This window comes from Qipengyuania sp. MTN3-11, assembly GCF_042851825.1.
Lineage (GTDB): Bacteria > Pseudomonadota > Alphaproteobacteria > Sphingomonadales > Sphingomonadaceae > Qipengyuania.
Genome location: NZ_BTGM01000002.1, coordinates 341215 through 355550 on the forward strand (window position 1 = coordinate 341215; position 14336 = coordinate 355550).

Annotated in this window: 14 protein-coding genes; 5 read left to right on the forward strand and 9 right to left on the reverse strand. The window is 66.6% G+C overall.

The genetic code is table 11. The features are described 5' to 3' along the window. Nucleotides 1–139 precede the first annotated feature (139 nt). Together ACGHN1_RS08855 and ACGHN1_RS08860 are read right to left on the reverse strand one after the other, a co-directional pair. On the reverse strand, nt 140–1069 hold the full coding sequence (locus ACGHN1_RS08855) for an isopenicillin N synthase family dioxygenase (RefSeq protein ID WP_390550431.1): 930 nt from the start codon (nt 1067–1069) through the stop codon (nt 140–142). Nucleotides 1070–1079: 10 nt separating this feature from the next. Next, complete coding sequence (locus ACGHN1_RS08860; protein WP_390550433.1) at nt 1080–2402, reverse strand: NupC/NupG family nucleoside CNT transporter; 1323 nt, start codon at nt 2400–2402, stop codon at nt 1080–1082. Between the two features lie 125 nt (nt 2403–2527). Here ACGHN1_RS08860 and ACGHN1_RS08865 point away from each other — a divergent pair, with 125 nt between their 5' ends. Then, a complete protein-coding gene (locus ACGHN1_RS08865; RefSeq protein WP_390550435.1) occupies nt 2528–3217 on the forward strand; it encodes a queuosine precursor transporter in 690 nt (229 codons plus the stop codon). A 4-nt stretch (nt 3218–3221) separates the two neighbouring features. On the opposite strand, the gene ACGHN1_RS08870 is transcribed toward ACGHN1_RS08865, so the two are convergent. Genes ACGHN1_RS08870 through ACGHN1_RS08880 form a run of 3 tightly spaced genes read right to left on the reverse strand, consistent with a single transcriptional unit; the run spans nt 3222 to nt 6186 of the window. Further along, entirely contained in the window at nt 3222–3737 is a 516-nt protein-coding gene (locus ACGHN1_RS08870; RefSeq protein ID WP_390550437.1) for a DUF421 domain-containing protein, read from the reverse strand. Nucleotides 3738–3784: 47 nt separating this feature from the next. Next, nucleotides 3785–4771 (reverse strand): radical SAM protein, encoded by a 987-nt coding sequence (locus ACGHN1_RS08875; protein WP_390550439.1) that lies wholly within the window; start codon nt 4769–4771, stop codon nt 3785–3787. Next, complete coding sequence (locus ACGHN1_RS08880) at nt 4768–6186, reverse strand: dihydrolipoyl dehydrogenase family protein (protein ID WP_390550441.1); 1419 nt, start codon at nt 6184–6186, stop codon at nt 4768–4770. Before ACGHN1_RS08880 ends, ACGHN1_RS08875 begins: the two co-directional genes overlap by 4 nt. A gap of 126 nt (nt 6187–6312) precedes the next feature. Here ACGHN1_RS08880 and ACGHN1_RS08885 point away from each other — a divergent pair, with 126 nt between their 5' ends. Further along, nucleotides 6313–7332, forward strand: coding sequence for an SDR family oxidoreductase (locus ACGHN1_RS08885; RefSeq protein ID WP_390550443.1), 1020 nt, complete (start codon nt 6313–6315; stop codon nt 7330–7332). Here the strand turns inward: ACGHN1_RS08885 and ACGHN1_RS08890 are convergent. The 4 genes from ACGHN1_RS08890 to ACGHN1_RS08905 form a co-directional block, all read right to left on the reverse strand. Further along, nucleotides 7329–8051, reverse strand: coding sequence for a glycosyltransferase (locus tag ACGHN1_RS08890; protein ID WP_390550445.1), 723 nt, complete (start codon nt 8049–8051; stop codon nt 7329–7331). The genes ACGHN1_RS08885 and ACGHN1_RS08890 overlap by 4 nt on opposite strands. Continuing rightward, complete coding sequence (locus ACGHN1_RS08895) at nt 8048–8632, reverse strand: TIGR04282 family arsenosugar biosynthesis glycosyltransferase (RefSeq protein ID WP_390550447.1); 585 nt, start codon at nt 8630–8632, stop codon at nt 8048–8050. Before ACGHN1_RS08895 ends, ACGHN1_RS08890 begins: the two co-directional genes overlap by 4 nt. A 16-nt stretch (nt 8633–8648) precedes the next feature. Next, on the reverse strand, nt 8649–9932 hold the full coding sequence (locus ACGHN1_RS08900; RefSeq protein ID WP_390550449.1) for an amidohydrolase family protein: 1284 nt from the start codon (nt 9930–9932) through the stop codon (nt 8649–8651). 74 nt (nt 9933–10006) lie between these two features. Further along, nucleotides 10007–10867, reverse strand: coding sequence for a MipA/OmpV family protein (locus ACGHN1_RS08905; RefSeq protein ID WP_390550451.1), 861 nt, complete (start codon nt 10865–10867; stop codon nt 10007–10009). A gap of 98 nt (nt 10868–10965) precedes the next feature. Here ACGHN1_RS08905 and crtY point away from each other — a divergent pair, with 98 nt between their 5' ends. From crtY to ACGHN1_RS08920, 3 genes are read left to right on the forward strand one after another with little or no spacing between them, the layout of a single operon-like run. Next, the gene (crtY, locus tag ACGHN1_RS08910; RefSeq protein WP_390550453.1) at nt 10966–12156 is read left to right on the forward strand and encodes a lycopene beta-cyclase CrtY; all 1191 of its coding nucleotides are present in this window, start codon (nt 10966–10968) and stop codon (nt 12154–12156) included. After that, complete coding sequence (locus ACGHN1_RS08915) at nt 12153–13685, forward strand: phytoene desaturase (RefSeq protein WP_390550455.1); 1533 nt, start codon at nt 12153–12155, stop codon at nt 13683–13685. The genes crtY and ACGHN1_RS08915 overlap by 4 nt, the downstream gene beginning before the upstream one ends. An 8-nt stretch (nt 13686–13693) precedes the next feature. Continuing rightward, nucleotides 13694–14275, forward strand: coding sequence for a TIGR00730 family Rossman fold protein (locus tag ACGHN1_RS08920; RefSeq protein ID WP_390550911.1), 582 nt, complete (start codon nt 13694–13696; stop codon nt 14273–14275). Nucleotides 14276–14336: the final 61 nt, after the last annotated feature.

Consider the following 14336-nt stretch of genomic DNA (forward strand, 5'->3'; position numbering starts at 1 on the left):
AAGCCTTCGCGCCCGCTTGTCCTTCGTTTCACAAAGCTCGGGATTCCGAGGGTTTGCGGCCGTTGCAATTCAGTCACACAAATGCAGAAACTGAACTTCGCGGTCTCGACAGGGAACCAAGGGGCCGAATCGCTACGACCTAGGCGAGGTTGATCTCGCGCAGCCGCTGGAGAAGAAAATCGTGGCTCGAGATCGGTGCCGGGTGATCCTCGGGATGCGCCGGGTCGATGCACGATGGCAGCGTCTCGATGACATAATCGGGGCGGAAATGGAGGAAGAACGGCATGGAATAGCGGGCCCGGTAAGCCGCCTCCCCCTTGGGATTGACCACGCGGTGCTTGGTCGAGCGCAGCCGGCCGTTGGTCAGCCGTTCGAGCATGTCGCCGATGTTGATCACCAGCGCACCTTCCGGCGGGGCCACGGCCTTCCACTCGCCGTCGGTCGTCAGCAGCTCCAACCCGGCCTCCTCGGCTCCGAGAAGCAGGGTGATGGTGTTGATGTCGCCGTGCGCCGCCGCGCGGATCGCGCCCTCGGCCTCCTCGCCTTCGAGCGGCGGATAGCGCAGCAGGCGCATCACCGAATTGCCGTCCTCTACCGTCGCGGCGAAGAAGTCGCGCGGCAGGCCGAGATGGATGGCGATAGCCTCGAGCACGCGCAGTCCGGCCGTCTCGAACGCGGCGTAGAGTTCGGTGAAGGTCTCACCGAAGCCCTCGACCTCGTCCGGCCAGACATTGGGAGCCATGAATTCGGCGAGCGCGTGGCCTTCGGGCAATTCGCGCCCGACGTGCCAAAATTCCTTGAGATCGTGGACCTTCGCGTCCTTGGCCTTTTCCGTGCCGAAGGGGGTGTAGCCCCTCGCGCCGCCGCCACCCTCGAGCTTGTAACGGCGTTTGGCATCGTCCGGCAGGGCGAAGAATTCGCGCGACAGCGCTTCCGCCCGGTCGATCAGTACCTGCGGAATGCCGTGGTCGCGGATGATGGCGAAGCCGAATTCCTCGAAACTGCGGCCGAGTTCGTCGGCGACGTCCTCGAGCGGGCGGGCGATGGATACGGAAGCGATGTCGGACATGGGCAGGCGCTCAATAGGGGAGGAACAGGCCGGCCAGCGCGGCGCTCATCAGATTCGCCAGCGAACCCGCCGCCAGCGCCCGCAGGCCGAGCCGCGCAATAACCGGCCGCTGGTTCGGTGCCAAGCCGCCCGTGACCGCCATCTGGATCGCGATCGATGAAAAATTGGCGAAACCGCACAGCGCGAAAGTGACGATCGCCTGGCTGCGCGCAGACAGCGTTCCGGTATCGAGCGCGCCGAGTTCGATGAAGGCGACGAATTCGTTGAGCACGATCTTGGTGCCGAACAGCCCCCCGGCGATCTGGGCCTGGTTCCATTCGGGAATGCCGATTAGGAACATGACCGGCGCGAAGACCCAGCCGAGCACCATCTGGAAACTGAGTTCCGCATAGCCGAACCACCCCCCGATCACGCCGAGCAGTCCATTGGCGAGCGCCACCAGGGCGACGAAGGCAAGCACCATCGCGCCGACGGCGACCGCCAGCTTGACGCCGGTCTGCGCGCCCTGCGCCGCCGCCTCGATGACATTGGCGGGCCGGTGACCGTCCTCGAAGGTCTCGGCGACCTCGACTTCGTGCGCCTTGTCGCCTTCGGTGATGGCGGCGGGTCCGTCGCCGCTGATCCGGGTTGCGGGCAGGCTCAGCTCGCCCTCCGCCTCGGGCGAGGGTTCGCCATCGTCGGGCATGATGATCTTGGCCATCAATATGCCGCCGGGGGCAGACATGAAGGCGGCGGCGAGCAGAAACGGCAGATATTGCTCCCCCAGCAGCCCGGCATAGGCGGCGAGGATCGTGCCGGCGACCCCGGCCATGCCCACCGTCATCAGCGTGAACAGGCGGCTCGGCGCCAGAGCGGCGAGATAGGGGCGCACGACCAGCGGGCTTTCCGACTGGCCGACGAAGATGTTCGCCGCCGCGCCCAGGCTCTCGACCTTGGAAATGCCGGTCACCCAGCCGATCGCCCCGCCGACCCAGCGCACGATCCGCTGCATGATGCCGAGGTGGTAGAGGATCGAGACCAAAGCGGCGAAGAAGATGATCACCGGCAGCGCGGCGAGCGCGAAGGTGTTCGACAGCGGGTTGTTTTCCGGATTGCCGAACAGGAAGGCGGTGCCCTGATCGGCATAGGACAGCAGCGCCGCAACCCCGTTCGCCATCGACTGGATCACCAACCGCCCGCCGCTCGTCGCGAGCACCAGGAAGGCCATCAGCGCCTGTAGGGCGAAGGCCGCAGCGACGACGCGCGGACGGATGCGGCGTCTGCCGGTGGACAGCAGAAAGGCGATGAGCAGGATCGCGACGATCCCGACCAGGCTCATGACGATTGGCGGCATTCCTGCTATTCCCGACCCCGGAAGACAGCCGCCCTATTCCGTTTTCGCGGCGGTCGAGTCAATTCACCGTCATCCACAGGGTTTGCTTTCCTTTTCGCAGGGACGGTCATAATTCGCGAACGAACATGACCGACAATGCCGACATGACATCCCCAATGCGCGCCGCCGCCATGCAGCGCGGCCTGTTCGTCTATATCCTGCTCTACGGCGGGATGACCGTGCTAGCGGGGGTTCTCGCATTCAAGCAGGTCCAGCTGTGGCCCACCGACCTGGCGGTGGAATCGGGGATCTTTGCGTTCCTGCTACTGGTGGCGATCTCCAGCACCATCGCCCAGCTTTATGGCGAGAAGATCGCGACCCGGCTGGTATGGTGGGGGTTCCTGCCGCTGGCGGTTTCGGCAACGCTGATATTCCTGGTCCTCGCGCTCCCGGCCTCCCCCGAGATGAGCGAATTTCGCGCCGGCGACCTCGCCGCGTTCGAGACCGTGCTTTCGCAAACCCCTCGGATCATGGCGGCGGGACCGGTCGCCTATCTCGTCTCGCTGCTGCTCAACGTCTGGATCTTCTCTCGCCTGCGCGGGGCGGGCGAGACGAACACCTTCGGCCTGATGGCACGCGGGGCGATCGCGAGTGCGCTGAGCCAGGCGATCGATTCGGTGATCTTCATCACCCTTGCCTTCTATGGCGAGTTCGACATCGGCAATCTGCTCGTCGGACAGGTCATCGCCAAGGTTGCGCTCAGCATCGTGCTCATTCCGTTTCTCATCACCGGCGGCGTGGCCTTGGCCCGGTGGCTGGACGAGAGGCCAGCCTGAGTCTTCAGACCGAGCGGACGCCGTCGAGCACCCGGTCTTCCGCCTTGCCCCCGTGCAGCACCGAAACGTCGCCGGTGGTTTCCAGCACCACCGCGTAGGCATCGTCGAGCGACAGGCAGTTTGCTTCGCGCATCTTGGCGATGACGTCGCTCTTGGCGACGCGGGTCTTGTCGAGCGCCGCTTCGCAGAACTTGCCGTCCTTGAAGAGGAAGACAGGCTCGTTCTGCATGATCGTTTCCGCCACGTCCGAATCCTTGCGAAGGCGCGAGGAAGCCCACTGGACGAAGAACAGCGCCGCCATCGCCGCCGTGGCCTGGCCGAACGGCTCCCACCGGCTCGCCTGTGCCGCGCCGGCCAGCAGAGAGCCCAGGGCGATGGTCATGACGAAGTCGAAGTTGGTCATCTTCGAGAGCGAACGCAGCCCGTTCACGCGGATCAGCAACACGATCCAGGTCAGGGCCAGGCCGCCCAGGATGAAGGCGCGCGCGACGAGATCGAGAAGGGTGTTTTCGAAGAACATGCTGTCCCTACGTTTCAGCAGGCAGATGCTTCCCGTTCCGACAAATGTCAGGCGGAGCAGCTCGCCCCGCCCAGCACGCAGAAGCGCGCGCAATGGGGGTGGTTGAGGGATACTTCGCGCGAGGCTTCCCCCATTTCGCCCCCCATGTCGAACTGGGGATCGTGGGGGATCAGGGTGCAGGCCGCTACGCGCGGCGCGGGCTCGCCCTTGCGGTGGACGACCATGCGGCTGGTCGCGCACATGACGTCGGCTGGCGACTTGCCGAGGATGTCCCAGCAGGAGGTCGTGATCTCGGCGATGTCGCGAGTCGCATCCATTTCGGGAAACAGCACCAGCCGCGCCGGATCCCCCGCATCGATCTCGAGACCTTCCGCTTCAAACAGGCGACCGTAGGCCGCGCGGGCTTCCGGCTCGCCCTCGCCGGGCAACAACCGTCCGGCCACCGCGATCGCGAAGCCGCTATCGCTCAGCCAGCGCAGCCCCGCCATCGCCAAATCCCAGGTGCCCCGCCCGCGCTCGCCCTCGTGCACCGCCTGCGTGTGGTGATCGAGGCTGACGCGCAGGGTAAGCCGCTCGCCGAATTTCCCGAGCAGGTCGAGCAATGCGTCCTGGTGCCGCCGCATCGGCTTCATCGCATTGGTCAGGACCAGCGCCTCGAACCCGCGATCGAGCGCGTCGCGCAGCATCGCCATGAAATCGGGATTCATGAAGGGCTCGCCGCCGGTGAAACCGATCTCGCGCGTGCCCGCCGCCTCCGCCTGGTCCAGAAAGCGCGCGACGTCGCCCGCCGCGATATAGACCAGCGCGTCATTGGTCGGGCTGCTTTCGATGTAGCAGGTGGCGCAGGCGAGATTGCAAAGCGTCCCGGTGTTGATCCACAGCGTCTCGAGCTTGGTCAGCGGGACCTTGGCGCGCGGCTCGTTCGCCGCCGTCCATTGGGGATCGGAGAATTTCTCGCGGGGCAGCGCGGCGGCCTCGACGCGAAAGGGCGAGGGCCCCTCCGGCGCGTTGCGGCTCTTGCTGCTCAGGTTCACGCGAACCGCCGGCGCAGCCGGGCGACCAGCGCGGCGTATTTCTTCGGCAGGCCGCCGAACACGGTCGGCTCCCAGGCGGAAAAGGCAGCGGCCTTGGAGATCTCGCTGCGGGTCGGATAGGCGACGATCGCGCTGCCGAGCGCGAAGGTCGAGCTCTTGCCGGTGATGCTCTGCGCGAAGGGCAGCAGCAATTCGCCCGCCTGCGCGCCGACCACGCTCACGCCCAGCACCTTCTTGCCCTTCAGGATCATCTTCATGTGCCCGGCGCAGGCCCCGTCGGCGACCGCCCGCTCGTTCTCGCCGAATTCCTCGCGCACCACGGTGATCGCCTCGCCATGCTGCTCGCGCGCCTGGGTCTCGGTCAGACCGATCTGCGCGACCTCCGGTTCGGTGTAGGTGCACCAGGGCAGCGCGGAATAATCGACCTTGGTCGGCAGGCCCGTCACGATCTCGAGCGCGACGTTCGATCCTTCGTAGCCCGAGACATGGGTGAGCCGAATGCCGTCGCGGCAATCGCCGATGGCGTAGATCGAGGGGACGCTGGTCCGCCGCCGTGCATCGACCGCGAAACCGTTTTGGCCCAGCGCCAGCCCCAGTTCTTCCGCGCCGAAGCCCGAAACCCGTGCCTTGCGTCCGGTCGCGACGAGAAGATGCGTACCGGCGACGGGCTTTTCCCCTTCGACATAAACCTGCACCGAGCCGCCTTCGCCCTCGACGCGCAGCGCCTTCCCGCGCACGAAACGCACGCCTTCCTCACGGAGGACATCGACGATCACCGCGACGCTGTCGGGATCGTCGCGGCTCATCACCCGGCCGGATTCGATCACCGTGACCGCACTTCCCAGCCGGCGAAAGGCTTGCGCCATCTCCATGCCGATCGCGCCGCCGCCGATTACCACCAGATGATCGGGCCGTTCGCCGAGCTCGAACAGGTTCTCGTTGGTGAGATAGGGAATGTCGGCCAGCCCGGGGATCGGCGGGACCAACGGTTCGGACCCGGTGGCGAGCACGATGCGCGGGGCGCGCAGGGCTCGTCCGCCGACCTCGACCGAATGTTTCCCCGTCAGTCGCGCCCTTCCGAGAACGACTTCGCAGCCCATTGCCTCGAACGTCTCGACCGAATCGTGATGTTCGATATCGGCGATGGCCTGTCGGACATGCGCGCGCACTCCTGCCCATTCGATCTGTGGCTCAGCGAGGGTCACCCCGAACCGCGTTTCCTCGCGCGCCACCGCCGCGCGCCGGGCCGCCGCAATCAGCGCCTTCGACGGCACGCAGCCGTTGTTGAGGCATTCGCCGCCCATCCTGTGGCCCTCGATCAGCGCCACCTTCAGCCCGAACAGCGCGCAGCCTCCAGCTGCGGTCAGGCCCCCGGCACCGGCGCCGATCACGATCACGTCATGGGTGAATTCCATCGCCGGCGGCCTAGCCGATATGGCGGGACAATCGAACCGCAATTCGCGAATTCGCTTGGCGATGCCGTCCAAGGTGGACAGGTGGGGCCTGGCGCAGCGCGCGGCGTGCCGGCCAACAGGGAAGCAATGTTGAGAATTCTCGTCACCGGTGCCGCCGGACTTATCGGCGGAGAGGTCTGCGCGCGGCTCGTCGCGGCGGGACATCGAGTGACGGCGATTATCCATCGCCATCCGGTAATCCGGGCCAACGATGGCAAGCCCGTCGCGGTTGCGAATGTCGAGCGAGGCGATGTCGCGCGATCCCTCTTCGGATGGGACGCCGAGCGGTTCGAAAGAGTTGCGAAGACCCACGAACTCCTGATCCATTGCGCGGCCAGCGTCCGCTTCGATCTCTCCGACGCAGACTATGCGGCGGTGAACGTCGGGGGCACGGCCCATGCGCTGGCGCTGGCCGAAGCGGGGGATATGGGCTTTCTTCACGTCGGCACTGCCTATGTCTGCGGCGCGCGGAGCGGAACCGTGACCGAGCAGGATCCGCTCCCCGATGCCGGATTCGCCAATGGTTACGAAGCGAGCAAAGCGGCGGCGGAACGTCTGGTGCGGACGAGCAAACTGCGCTGGGCGATCGCCCGCCCTTCGATCGTGACCGGCGCGCATTCAGACGGCGCGATCCGCCAGTTCGACACGATCTACGCTGCCTTCAAGCTGATCGCGCTGGGTCTGGTTCGTCACATGCCCGCATCCGCAATCGCGACGCTCGACTTCGTGCCGATCGATCACGTCGCCGGCGGGATCGTGGCGATTGCGGAGAGAATGGAGGAGGCGGCCGGCAAGACCTGCCATCTGGTCTCGGGCAACCCCTTGCCGGTCGCCGATTTCGCGGGCTGCATCGCCGCTTATCCGCAGTTCCGGACGCCCGAGCTGGTCGATCCGGAGCGTTTCGACCCGTCCGGCCTGCCAGCCCGCGAACGGCGGCTCTACCGGCGGACCGCCGGGCTCTACGCCGCCTACTTCCAGCGCGATCCGCGCTTCGACGACAGCACTTCGCGCGCAATTACCGGCTGCGCCTGTCCGCCGACCGGCCCGACCTACGTCCGGCGCCTGATCGATTATTGCATCCGCGAGGGGTTTCTTCCCGCCGCCTAGCGGACATCGGGATAGTGCCGTGCCATGCGGTCGCGCAGGCCGAAGGCCCAGAGCATGCCGACCTTGAAATAGATCCAGTTCGCCTTCCACGGACCCCATGCCGCGATCCGCCGGTCCGACGTCTCGACCCGGCGCGCGACCATGCGGACGCGGCCGAGCCGGGCGAATTTCACGCAGAGGTCGGCCTCTTCCATCACCGCGTCCCCCGGCGTGCAGCCCCCGATGGCGAGAAAGTCCGCGCGCCGAAAGAACATCGCGTGATCGCCGAAGAGCAACCGGACGCCGCGGAGGAACAGATGCGGTCGGGTGATCAGCGGGGCGTACCAGGTCTTGGCCCAATTGTGCGCAGTGGTGACCCAGCGCGTGCCACCCGGACCGCGGATCACCGGAGTGAAGCTGGCGAGCGCGGTCCGCTTGTCGGCGAGCGTGCCTTCGATGACCGCCACGGCATCGGTCGGAGGGAGGGTGTCGGCGTGGAGCACCCAGACCAGCTCGCCCTCGGCCGCCGCGACCCCGGCATTGATCTGCCGCGCCCGGCCGCGCTCGCTGGCCAGGACGCGCCAGCCGGCCTGGCGGGCGATGGCCACGGAGGCATCCATGCTGCCGCCGTCGACCATCAGGATTTCCTGCGGCGCGGGATCGAGTTGCGCCAGACGCGCCGCGAGCCCCGGAAGGACCCTCTCCTCGTCGAGCACCGGGATCACGACCGACAGGCTCATGGCGCGAACTGCGGGTAGCGGGACAGGTCCTCGGGCGTGTCGACATCGCGCAGACGGGGCAGGACGAACGGCTCGATGCCGAATGCGCCGAACCGGCGCATGGTTTCTTCGAAGACCGTATCGGTGCTCCATTCCATGTCGGCGAAGAGCGCCGGTTGCGCGCGGGTAAAGCCGATCAGATAATAGCCCCCGTCCATCGCCGGCCCGATCACCGCCGGATGATCGCGCAGGGCGGAAGCTGCTCGCCGGATCATCGCCGCATCGCAATCGGGGCAATCGCTGCCGATGATGATGGCAGGTGCCGGCACCCTCGCCATCCGTTCGCCGAGATCGCCGGGTCCCTGATCGACATATCGGATGCCGCGTCCGAATTCAGCGACGAAGCGGTCCGGCTCGGCACCGGTGGTCCGCATCTCGACCGACAGGCCGCTGCCCCTCGCCTCGGCGAGCGTGTGTTCGAGCAGCCGGCGGTAGGTTCGTGCGGCACCTTGCGCGCCCAAGGCCGGGATCAGACGGGTCTTGGCAAGCCCGGGTTCGGGCCAGCGGGCGAAGATCGTCAGACGCGGTTCGGAAATGGGCAACGTCGCCGGGCGGCGCCTATTCGATCACCCGGCCGCGCACCATTACCCAATCGACATCCTCGAGCACGGTGACGTCGTCGAGCGGATTGCCCTCGATGGCGATGAGGTCGGCCGAATAGCCCGGCGCGATGCGCCCGATCTCGTTTTCCATCTCGAGCACTTCGGCGGCGACGGTGGTCGCAGCGGCGAAGGCCTCGCGGTTCGACATGCCCTGCGCGACCATCAGGCCCAGCTCCTCGGCATTGCGGCCGTGCGCGAAGACGCCGGCGTCGGTACCGAAGGCGACGGGCACGTCCCATTCGAGGGCCCGGCGCAGGAACACCTGCGCGGTCTCGTAGGTCTCGCGAATCTTGGCCTCGACGACCGGCGTGTAGATGCCCTTGCCCAGCCCTTCGGACACGCCCTTGAAGGCCATCAGCGTGGGGATCAGCACCGTGCCGTTCTCGCGCATCGCGCGGGCGGCCGCCTGGTCGAGGAAGGTTGCGTGTTCGATCGTATCGATCCCGGCCCGGCTCGCCGCCTCGATCCCGCGCGCGCCGTGGGCATGGGCCATGACCTTGAGGCCGAGCGAATGCGCGGTATCGGCGATGCTCTCCATCTCCGCCGAGGTGAAATGCGCACCGAGCCCGCGGCCCTGCTGGCTGAGAACGCCGCCGGTGGCGGTGATCTTGATCACGTCCGCCCCGTTCTGGCTGGCTCGCCGGACCTTCTCGGCGCATTCCACCGCCCCGGTGCAGGTGTAGCCGGAGGAGAGCAGTCGGTTGATCTCGGGACGGAATCCGGTGACATCGCCATGCCCGCCGACGATGGCGAGCGGAGGTCCGGCGGCCACGATCCTGGGTCCCGGGATCAGCCCTTCGGCCGTACCGCGTCGCAACGAGAAGGCGGTTTCCTGCGCGCTCCCAGCCTCGCGCACCGTGGTGAACCCGGCCAGTGCCGTGACCCGCGCGTTCTTGGCCCCCACGACGACACCCCATTCATCGGGCTCGACCGCCTCGCGCCAGAAATCGCCGCCGGGATCGCCGGTCAGGTGAACGTGCAGATCGATCAGCCCGGGCACCACGGTCTTGGTCCTGAGATCGACGGTTTCGGCACCCGCGGGCGCGGCGTTGTGGCCCGAAGCGATGGACACGATCCGTCCGTCTTCGATCGTGATGGTCGAGGGGCCGCTCGGTGAGCTCGAGGGATCGGCGATGACCGATCCGGCATGGATCACAGTGGTATCGGCCAGCGCGGGCGAGGCCATCGGGATCGATGCCGTCGCGAGCGCGGCCAGAGCGAGATTGTGCAGTCGTTTCATGGCGATTCCCCCTTTTCGGAGGACCTCATGCTCCGTCCGCAGCGACAGCGCAAGCGGCACCGGCGTGATCCGTGCTAGTAAGTGTAGCCCAGGCCGACCCCTACGAGGAACTGATCCGCACTCCCGCGGATGCTGGTGAATGGGGTGTCCTCGAAATCACCCAGGAGGCGCGAATATCCGGCGATCGCGGCGATCGCCAAACCGCCGTTCGTCACATCGCCATCGAGATCGAAACCCATGAACAGAGTCACGCCCACATCCTTGAAGCCGCCATCCGCGTCGAATGTCGGCAGCCCGCTGACGAGGCTGTCCGCGGGGGAGACCGAGTAATAGTAATCGGCGTAGTCGCCATCGACGTGATTGGTGCTCACAGTGAGCGAAGCGGCGATGCCTCGCGAAAGCGGCGTGAAATAGGTGACCGAGGGGGCGACGACCATGCCCTCGTGCGCGCCCGCGACGTCCCAGCGCACGTCGGAGCTGAAACTCAGGCTGTCGTAGGGATTGAGCACGCCTGGAAAGGAAATCCCTGCGGTCGGACCCACCTCGATGGCCGTGTCGAGCTCGCCGAGCGAGCGCACCACGGGGTCCTCGATCTGGGATGCGCGGTTGCGCTGCAACCTACCGGCGATACCGAGCGACAGATCGACCGACCCGTCGCTGTCGGGAATGAAATCGAGCGCCACCCCGCCCGGGCGAGGATTGATGTCGACCCCGCCGAGCGAGCCCTGCACGATCGGCAGGGGCGAGATGACGTAATCGTCGGACCCGTCGTAGCTCGGAACATAGGCGATGCCCGCACCGACACTGAGATAGTCTCCGTCGAACACCGTGCCCTCGTAGGACGGCGGTGTCGTGTCGTCGTCTCCGGCCTCCTGTGCGGCGAGCGGCGATGCGAACGCTAGAGTTGCGCCGACCAAGGCAAGACGACCGATCATGTTATTCCCCTCGTTCGTGATCTGCTCCGAACGGACGGAAGCCCGACGCGTTCCTCGGGTGATTGCCGGGCGTGGTCGCCGCGCCTAGTGCGGAAGGCATGAACGGGCGCTCCTATGACATCGCGGTGGTCGGCGGGGGCCTCGCCGGCGGGCTCATCGCGCTGGCCATGCACCGCGCTCACCCGGCCATGCGCGTGGCCCTGATCGAGGCGGGCGACAGCTTCGGCGGCAACCATCGCTGGAGCTGGTTCGAGAGCGATCTCGACCCACAGGGCACGGCCTTGCTGGAGGCCTTCCCCGCCAAGCACTGGAACGGTGGGAACGAGGTGCGCTTCCCCACGCATTCCCGGCAGCTCGATGCCGACTACCGCTCGCTCGCCAGCAGCGATTTCGATGCGACGCTGCGCCGGTTGCTGCCGCAGGAAGCGATCCTTGCCGGAACGCGGGTCACCGCGCTCGATGCCGGATCGGTCACGTCGGAGACCGGCAGCACGATCCGCGCGGCGCGCGTGATCGATTGCCGCGAGGCCCCGCCCTCGCCGCACCTCACCGGCGGCTGGCAGGCCTTCCTCGGCCAGCACTGGCGGATGACGCGGCCGCATGGGGTGGTCCGTCCGGTGATCATGGACGCGGCGGTGGAACAGATCGGCGGCTACCGGTTCATGTATCTCCTGCCGCTCGGCGAGAACGACCTGTTTCTCGAGGATACCTATTATCAGGACGAACCCCGCCTCGACCGACCGGTCATCGAAGCGCGTATCGCGCAGTATGTGGGCGAAAGGGGCTGGGATGGCGAAGTCGTGCATGCCGAGACCGGAATGCTGCCGGTGATCACCGGGGGCGATTTCACTGCCTACCGCGCCTCGCTCGACCAGCCGGGCGTGACCCTGGCCGGTGCGCGGGGCGGTTTCGTCCACCCGCTGACGAGCTACACCGTACCGATCGCGGTGGCGAATGCGCTTGCCATCGCGCGAGCGGCGGAGACCCACGATGGCCCTGAACTGGCTCGCTTCGTTGCCGAGCGCGCGCGCCGACACTGGGAAAACACGCGCTTCTACCGCCTTCTCGGCCGAATGCTGTTCGGAGCCGCCGCCCCTGGTGAGCGCTATCGCATCTTCGAGCGCTTCTACCGCCTGCCCGAGCCGCTGATCGAGCGCTTCTACGCCGCCCGATCGACCCCTCTCGACAAGCTGCGCATCCTTTCCGGCAAGCCGCCGGTCCCGATCGGCAAAGCCGTGACCGCTTTGCTTGGCAAATCCGCGCCTCTGGTCCAAGGGGACAGGCGATGAACGCCGAGACGACGCTCGCCGCCGACGCCACCGATCTCCAGCCGACCGGAAAGACCGCTTGCGTCGTCGGCAGCGGGTTCGGCGGTCTCGCGCTCGCCATCCGCCTTCAGTCGGCGGGCGTACGGACCACGATCCTCGAAGGCCGGGACAAGCCCGGAGGGCGCGCCTATCACTGGCGGAAGGACGGCTTTACCTTCGATGCCGGCCCTACCGTCATCACCGATCCCGACTGCCTGCGCGAGCTGTGGGCGCTGTCGGGCCACGACATGGCCGACGACATCGAGCTGATGCCGGTCATGCCGTTCTACCGGCTCGCCTGGCCCGACGGAACGCAGTTCGACTATTCCAACGACGAGCAGCACCTGTTCGACGAGATCGCGCGGCTCAACCCCGCAGACGTCGCCGGATACCAGCGCTTCCTCGACTATTCGGCTGCCGTCTACCAGAAGGGATATGTCGAGCTCGGCCATGTGCCCTTCCTCGATTTCAAGTCGATGTTGAAGGCCGCGCCGGCGCTGGCCAGGCAGCAGGCCTGGCGCAGCGTCTATTCGATGGTCAGCCATTTCATCGAGGACGAGCGGCTGCGCGAGGCGTTCAGCTTCCACACCCTTCTCGTCGGTGGCAACCCGATGAAGACCAGCGCGATCTATGCGCTGATCCACAAGCTGGAGAAGGATGGCGGCGTGTGGTGGGCCAAGGGGGGCACCAATCGCCTGATCGCCGCCATGGTCACCCATTTCGAGCGGCTCGGCGGCACGATCCGGCTCGCCGATCCGGTGAAGCGGGTCCACACCTACGGCAAGCGCGCAAGCGAGGTGGAGACGGAAAGCGGCTGGAAGGCGCGGTTCGACGCGGTCGCCAGCAACGCCGACATCATGCATTCCTACCGCGACCTGCTGGCCGGGACCAAGCGTGGCGCGAGCTACGCGAAATCGCTCGGCCGCAAGAGCTTCAGCCCGAGCCTGTTCGTGGTCCACTTCGGCGTCGAGGGCGCTTGGCCCGGTATCCCACACCACATGATCCTGTTCGGCCCGCGCTACAAAGGCCTGCTCGAGGACATCTACGACAAGGGCGTGTTGCCCGCCGATTTCTCGATCTATCTGCACCACCCCAGCGTCACCGATCCCTCGGTCGCGCCGGATGGGATGAGCAGTTTCTACGCGCTGGTTCCGGTGGCGCACATGGGCAAGCTCTCGGTCGACTGGGACGAGATGGGACCGATCCTGGAAAAGCGCGTGCTTGACGAGATCGAGAAGCGGCTGATCCCGGGCCTGCACGACCGGATCGTCACCAAGTTCCACTATGCGCCGAAGGATTTCGCGCAGGATCTCAATGCCCACATGGGCAGCGCGTTCAGCCTCGAGCCGGTGCTGACGCAGAGCGCCTGGTTCCGGGGCCACAACCGCGACGATGCGATCGAGAATTTCTACCTCGTCGGCGCCGGCACGCATCCGGGCGCGGGCATCCCCGGCGTGGTCGGCAGTGCCAAGGCGACCGCCGGGCTGATGCTGGAGGATCTGGCCAGGTGAGTGCGAATTTGCAGCGTCTCGCCATCTATTGCGGTTCCGCCACCCCTACCGATCCGCGCTATATCGAACTCGCCCGGGAGATCGGACAGAGGCTGGCAGATCGCGGGATCGGCGTGGTCTACGGCGGCGGTCGGCTCGGCCTGATGGGCGCGGTGGCCAAGGGGGCACTCGATGCAGGTGGCGAGGTAATCGGCGTGATCCCCGACGCGCTCGCCAATTCGGAGGTCGCCAACCACGATTGCACCGAACTCCATCTCGTCGGCGGGATGCACGAGCGCAAGCAGAAGTTCACCGACCTGTCCGACGGCTTCGTCACCATCCCCGGCGGCGTCGGCACGATGGACGAGTTGTGGGAGGCGGTCAGCTGGGCGCAGCTGGGCTATCACACCAAGCCGGTGGGCCTGCTCAACGCCTTCGGCTTCTTCGACCATCTGATCGCCTTCAACCGGCATATGGCGGAGGTCGGTTTCGTCCGCCCCGCGCATCAGGGGATAATTATCGCCGAGGAAACGTTAAGCGCGTTGCTGGAGAAAATGGAAAGTTACGAGCCGCATACGCCGATCTTCCGGATGACGGTGGAGGACCTCTGAACAAGCCGCGCACATATGTCTCCTCGCGCTACATCCGCGCCACCCCCGCGCGCGCCGGCGG